Source organism: Mitsuaria sp. TWR114, from assembly GCF_007997345.1.
The window spans coordinates 1-6,120 of sequence record NZ_VOSR01000308.1; the positions used below are offsets into that span (position 1 = coordinate 1).

The window sequence follows — 6,120 nt, forward strand, 5'->3', positions numbered from 1 at the left end:
GATCGGCGGCGGCGGCCTTCCACTGCTCGACGGTCCAGCCCACCGGCAGGTAGCCGTTGATCAGGTCGTGCGCCGAGGTCTGGTCGGTGACCAGGTCCGGCTTGATCGCGCTGCCGGCCTTCACGCGGGCCGCCAACGCCGGCAGCACTTCCGCCGCGTTGCCCAGCAGCGCGATGGAGACGGCCTTCTTCTCGGCCGTGTACCTGGCGATGCGGGCCAGCGCGTCGTCCAGGTCGGCGGCCTGCTCGTCGACGTAGCGGGTCTTGAGGCGGAAGTCGATGCGCGACTGCTGGCATTCGATGGTCAGCGAGCAGGCGCCGGCGAAGGTCGCCGCCAGCGGCTGCGCGCCGCCCATGCCGCCCAGGCCGGCGGTCAGCACCCAGCGGCCGACCATGTCGCCGCCGAAGTGCTGGCGGCCGGCCTCGGCGAAGGTCTCATACGTGCCCTGCACGATGCCCTGCGAGCCGATGTAGATCCAGGAGCCGGCCGTCATCTGGCCGTACATCATCAGGCCCTTGCGATCGAGCTCGTTGAAGTGCTCCCAGTTGGCCCAGGCCGGCACCAGGTTGGAGTTGGCCAGCAGCACGCGCGGCGCGTCGACATGCGAGGGGAAGACGCCCACCGGCTTGCCCGACTGGATCAGCAGGGTCTCGTCCTCGTTGAGGTTCTTGAGCGAGGTCAGGATCTGCTCGAAGCAGTCCCAGTTGCGCGCCGCCTTGCCGATGCCGCCGTAGACCACCAGCGCATCGGGGTTCTCGGCCACGACCGGATCCAGGTTGTTCTGGATCATCCGGTAGGCGGCCTCGATCAGCCAGTTCTTGCAGGTGAGCTGCGTGCCGATCGGGGCACGGACGGGACGGGGTTGGGCGTGGTGCGCGTGGCTCATGGCGGTTCCTTCTCGGGAGGCTCGGGATCGTGTGGCGTGAGGGGGCGTGGGGTCAGCGGCGGCCGGGGGCCGTCTCGCCGTCGGGATAGATCATGGTGGCGGGCACCCGCATCGTGCGGCGCGCCAGCGGGTAATAGACCAGCGAGGTCAGCACCAGGCTGACGATCCAGGAGATGTCGGCGCCGCCCAGCCAGTCGGCGATCGGGCCGCGGTACAGCTTCTGGTTGAGGAAGGGGATCTGCACGATCACGCCCAGCAGGTAGCAGCCCAGCGCCATCGCGTTCCAGGCGCCGTAGCGGCCCTGCGGGTCGTAGAGCGCGGGGATGTCGACCTTCTCGCGCGAGACCAGGTAGTAGTCCACCAGGTTGATCGCGCTCCAGGGCACGAAGACCGCGAGCAGCAGCAGCACGAAGTTCTTGAAGTGGTTCAGGAAGTCGGCGCTGGCCAGCACCGCGATCGCCATCGAGGCCAGCACGAAGCCCAGGATGGTCGCCGCGCGGGCCGCCGCGCCGATGCGCAGCGACGGCCGGAAGGCGCCCAGCGTGGTCAGCAGCGTCATGCAGCCGCCATAGGCGTTCAGGCAGTTGACGGTCAGCTTGCCGGCGACGATCACCGCGTAGATCGCCGCGGCCACGGCCGGCCCGGCGAGCTCGCCCATGAAGCCGACCTGGTTCTTCAGGAATCCGCCGCCGGCCGCCGCCACCAGCACGCCGAAGGTCATCGCCAGCTGCGCGCCCAGCACCGTGCCGGCGAAGGTGGTCCAGAAGGTGCGCGCGGTCGAGGTGCCGGACGGCAGGTAGCGCGAGTAGTCGGCCACGTAGGGCGCGAAGGTCAGCTGCCAGCCGGCCGACAGCGCCATCGTCAGCAGCAGCGAGGCCATGGTGAAAGGCTTCTGGCCGAAGACGGCGCCCACGTCCTGCTGCTGGAACAGCCGCAGCGCCAGGTAGCCGAAGCCCAGGATCCCCAGCACCGTGGCGATGCGGCCGACGACGTGGATCAGCCGGTAGCCCACGGTGGCGATCAGCGCGGTCAGCCCGCCGAAGATCGCGATGCCCACCAGCGGTGACTCCGCGCCCAGCAGCAGGTTGATCGCCTGGCCCGACAGCACCGTGCCGGTCGCGGCGAAGCCCAGGTACATCACCAGCGTCAGCAGCAGCGGCAGGGCCGCGCCCTTGACGCCGAACTGCACCCGGCTGGAGATCATCTGCGGCAGGCCCAACCGCGGTCCCTGCGCCGAATGCAGCGCCATCACCGTGCCGCCCAGCAGGTTGCCCAGCAGCAGGCCGACGATCGCCGTCAGCGCCTCCGCGCCGAAGACGATGGCCAGGGCGCCGTCCACCACCGCGGTGATCTGCAGGTTGGCCGCCATCCAGAGGCTGAACTGGCTGCCCGGGCTGCCGTGGCGCTCGCGTTCGGGCACGCGGTCGATGGTGCGCGTCTCCAGCAGCCGGTCCGGCGGGGCGGACGCGCCGGCACGCGACGCGGCGGAAGTCGATACGGTCATGGATGTCTCCTGGGCGCCGTCGTGCGTGTCGCATCTGCTGGCGGGATGCGGCGGACTCTAGTTGTCTATACAAGTACAGTCAAGTAGGATGCGACCCCATGGCGACGAAGTCCTCGAGCTCCCTTCCGGCCTCCGCGTTGAGCGGTGCGGGCGGCCCCGCGCCGCAGTACCTGAAGGTCAAGACGCACCTGCGCGAAGGCATCGCGGGCGGGCGCTGGCGGCCGGGCGAGCGCCTGCCGTCGGAGGCGGACCTGACCGAGACCTTCGGCGTCAGCCGCATGACGGTCAATCGCGCGCTGCGCGAGCTGCACCAGGAAGGCCTGGTCGAGCGGGTGCAGGGCGTGGGCAGCTTCGTGGCGCAGCTGCACCGCATCGCCTCGACGCTGACGGTGCGCGACGTGCATGAGGAGATCGCCGCGCGCAATCACCGGCACGAGGCCAGCGTCCATGTCCTGGAGACGATCAAGGCCAATGCCGAACAGGCCGGCCTGCTGGGCGTGCGTACCGGCGCGACGCTGTTCCACAGCGTCATCGTCCACCGCGAGAACGGCATCGCGATCCAGTGCGAGGACCGGCTCGTGAATCCGGCCTGCGCGCCGGCCTACATGGACCAGGACTTCACGCGCGTCACGCCCACCCACTACCTGCTGGAAGTCGCGCCGCTGTCGGAAGCGCGCTACACCATCGAGGCCGCCATGCCGGTGGCGCTCGAGGCCCGGCTGCTGGGCATGCCGCGCGGCGAACCCTGCCTGGTCGTGAAACGTGTCACATCCAGCCAGGGCCGCGCGGTGACGGCGGTGCGATTGGTGCATCCGGCCAGCCGCTACCTGCTAGAGGGGAGCTTCCAGGCGTGACCCCCGGGTTGACGTTTGGTGACGTGTCCTCATGAGCGAGTCTTCGAGAATCCCGCCCTTCAGCAATAGCCCTGTGCAGTTGGATGACATGAGCTGGATGAGGATCACCGCCGACGAGGTTGCCCCGACCCCGTGGCGCAATGGGGGAGGCCGGACCCGCGAGCTGCTCGCGTGGCCGCACGTCGCGGACTGGAAGGTGCGCATCAGCGTCGCGGACATCGACCGCGACGGCCCGTTCTCGGCCTACCCCGGCGTGGACCGCTGGTTCGGCGTGCTGTCGGGGGAGGGCGTGATCATGCGTGGCCGTGCGCTCAAGCCCAACGAGGGCATGGTCCGGTTTCCCGGCGAGGACGCGCCCGACTGCACGCTGATCGACGGCCCGACGCAGGACTTCAACGTGATGCACCGGCGCGATGCCGGCGTGTTCCGGCTGCAGCCGGCCGACCGGCCGCTGATCCCGCACGGCGCGCGCTGGCTGGGCCTGTTCACGCAGGAAGGCGGCTTGCTGATCCACGGTCACCGCTCGGTGCCGCTGGCGCCCCACACGCTGGCCTGGTGTGAATCGCCGGCCGCGCACAGCTGCGTCTTCGACGACGGCGATCAACATGGGCCGGCCTGGTGGCTGGTCTGGAGCGACACATGAGGATGACCTCGACCGCCGCGCCACGCCGCGCCCTGTGGACCCATGCGACGCTGGCAACCTTCGCCGGCGAGCGCGACTGGGGACTGGTGCACGACGGCGCGCTGCTGGTCGAGGGAGAGCAACTGCGCTGGGTCGGCCCCGCGGCGGAGCTGCCGGCCGAGTGGCGCGAGGGCGTCGCCGAGACGCACGACCTGGGCGGCGCGCTGGTGACGCCCGGGCTGATCGACTGCCACACCCACCTGGTCTACGGCGGCGAGCGATCGGCGGAATTCGAGCTGCGCCTGCAGGGCGCGACCTATGAGGAGATCGCCCGCGCCGGCGGTGGCATCCGCTCCACCGTCGCCGCGACGCGCGCCGCCGGCGAGCAGGCGCTGTGGACGCTGGCGGTGGCGCGCGCCCGCGCGCTGATGGCCGAGGGGCTGACCACGCTGGAGGTGAAGTCCGGCTACGGCCTGTCGCTGGCGGACGAGGCGAAGTGCCTGCGGGTGGCGCGCCAGCTGGCCGGGCTGGGCCTGACGGTGCGCACCACCTGCCTGGGCGCGCATGCGCTGCCGCCGGAATTCGAAGGTCGGCAGGACGAGTACGTCGACGCCGTCTGCGCCTGGCTGCCGCAACTCCAGCGCGAGGGCCTGGTCGACGCGGTCGACGTGTTCTGCGAGCGCATCGCCTTCACGCCGGCGCAGACCCGCCGTGTCTTCGAGGCCGCGCGCGCGCTCGGGCTGCCGGTCAAGCTGCATGCGGAACAGCTCAGCGACCAGGGCGGCGCCGCGCTGGCGGCCGAGTTCGGCGCGCTGTCCTGCGATCACCTCGAATGGCTGAGCGAGGACGGCATCGCCGCGATGGCGCGGGCCGGCACCGTCGCGGTGCTGCTGCCCGGCGCGTTCTACTTCCTGCGCGAGACCAAGCTGCCGCCGGTCCAGGCGCTGCGCGACGCCGGCGTCCCGATCGCGCTGGCGACCGACCACAACCCGGGCAGCTCGCCGGGCCTGTCGCTGCTGCTGATGCTGAACATGGCCTGCACCTTCTTCCGCATGACGCCGGAGGAGGCGCTGCGCGGCCTGACGGTGAACGCGGCGCGGGCGCTCGGCTTGCCCGACCGCGGGCGGCTGGTCGCCGGCCTGCGCGCCGATTTCTGCGTCTGGGAGGCCGCGCATCCGCGCGAGCTGGCCTACTGGTTCGGACGCAACCCGCTGCGCCAGGTGGTGGTCGGCGGCCAGGCGCGAGCGTGAGACAAGCGGCGGACGATCGCGCGACGACGTGATCGCGGCCGCGGCGCGGCGGCCTGTTGCCGTCGCGCGGAGACAAGAGGAACGAGCGATGAAGCACGACGTCTTTGAACTGCGGCGCGGCCGCACCCCGCTGCTGATCAGCATGCCGCACGTGGGCCGCGAGATCCCGGCCGACCAGCATCACCGTTATGTGCCGCGCGCGCTGGGCAGCGAGGACACCGACTGGCACCTGGAGCCGCTGTACGCGCCGATCGCCGAGCAGCTCGGCGCCGGGATGCTGGTGCCGCGTTTCTCGCGTTACCTGATCGACCTGAACCGCCCGCCCGAGGACACGCCGATGTATCCCGGCGCCTCCAACACCGAGCTCTGTCCGACGCGCTTCTTCACCGGCGAGCCGCTCTACCAGGACGGCCTGGCGCCGGACGCGGCCGAGAAGCAGCGCCGCATCGAGCAGTACTGGGCGCCGTACCACCAGGCGCTGCAGGGCGAGCTGCAGCGGCTGCGGCAGGAGCACGGCGTCGCGCTGCTGTTCGAGGCCCACAGCATCCGCTCGGAGCTGCCCTGGCTCTTCGAGGGCCGCCTGCCCGACCTCAACATCGGCACCGTCGAGGGCAAGTCCTGCAAGCAGATCACGCGCCAGGCGATCGAGATCGTGCTGCAGGCGCAGGACGATTTCAGCTGGGTCGTCGACGGCCGTTTCAAGGGCGGCTACATCACGCGCCAGTACGGCCGGCCCGAGCTGGGCCAGCAGGCGGTGCAGCTGGAGATGTGCTACCGCTGCTACATGGTCGAGAACGACATGGGCTTCACCGGCTACGAGCTCGACGCGGGCTGTGTCGAGCGGGTGCGACCGGTGCTGACGATGCTGCTGCAGGCCTACCTGATGGCCAACCCGTCGGCCAACCCGTCCGCCGCCAACCCACCGACCCACCCGCCGCGGAGCGCCGCATGAGCGCCGCCGCCGTGACGCCGACGGCCTTCCACGCGCCGCTGGCCTGGCTGGA

General features: G+C 70.9%; 6 protein-coding genes. 4 read left to right on the forward strand and 2 right to left on the reverse strand.

Annotated elements, in window-relative coordinates; translation table 11 throughout:
• The coding region (gene hutU, locus FUT87_RS12705) for a urocanate hydratase (protein ID WP_147241251.1) at positions 1-886 on the reverse strand (886 nt) is incomplete at its 3' end.
• A 52-nt stretch (positions 887-938) separates the two neighbouring features.
• On the reverse strand, positions 939-2,390 hold the full coding sequence (locus FUT87_RS12710; RefSeq protein ID WP_147241252.1) for a cytosine permease: 1,452 nt from the start codon (positions 2,388-2,390) through the stop codon (positions 939-941).
• 98 nt (positions 2,391-2,488) lie between these two features.
• On the opposite strand from FUT87_RS12710, the gene hutC reads away from it, so the two are divergent.
• From hutC to hutG, 4 genes are all read left to right on the forward strand, one after another.
• On the forward strand, positions 2,489-3,244 hold the full coding sequence (hutC, locus tag FUT87_RS12715) for a histidine utilization repressor (RefSeq protein WP_147241253.1): 756 nt from the start codon (positions 2,489-2,491) through the stop codon (positions 3,242-3,244).
• An 88-nt stretch (positions 3,245-3,332) separates the two neighbouring features.
• Entirely contained in the window at positions 3,333-3,887 is a 555-nt protein-coding gene (locus FUT87_RS12720; RefSeq protein ID WP_175538170.1) for a HutD family protein, read from the forward strand.
• Positions 3,884-5,116 (forward strand): imidazolonepropionase, encoded by a 1,233-nt coding sequence (gene hutI / locus FUT87_RS12725; protein ID WP_255511796.1) that lies wholly within the window; start codon positions 3,884-3,886, stop codon positions 5,114-5,116. Before FUT87_RS12720 ends, hutI begins: the two co-directional genes overlap by 4 nt.
• Positions 5,117-5,204: 88 nt before the next feature.
• Positions 5,205-6,068, forward strand: coding sequence for an N-formylglutamate deformylase (gene hutG, locus FUT87_RS12730; RefSeq protein ID WP_147241255.1), 864 nt, complete (start codon positions 5,205-5,207; stop codon positions 6,066-6,068).
• Positions 6,069-6,120: the final 52 nt, after the last annotated feature.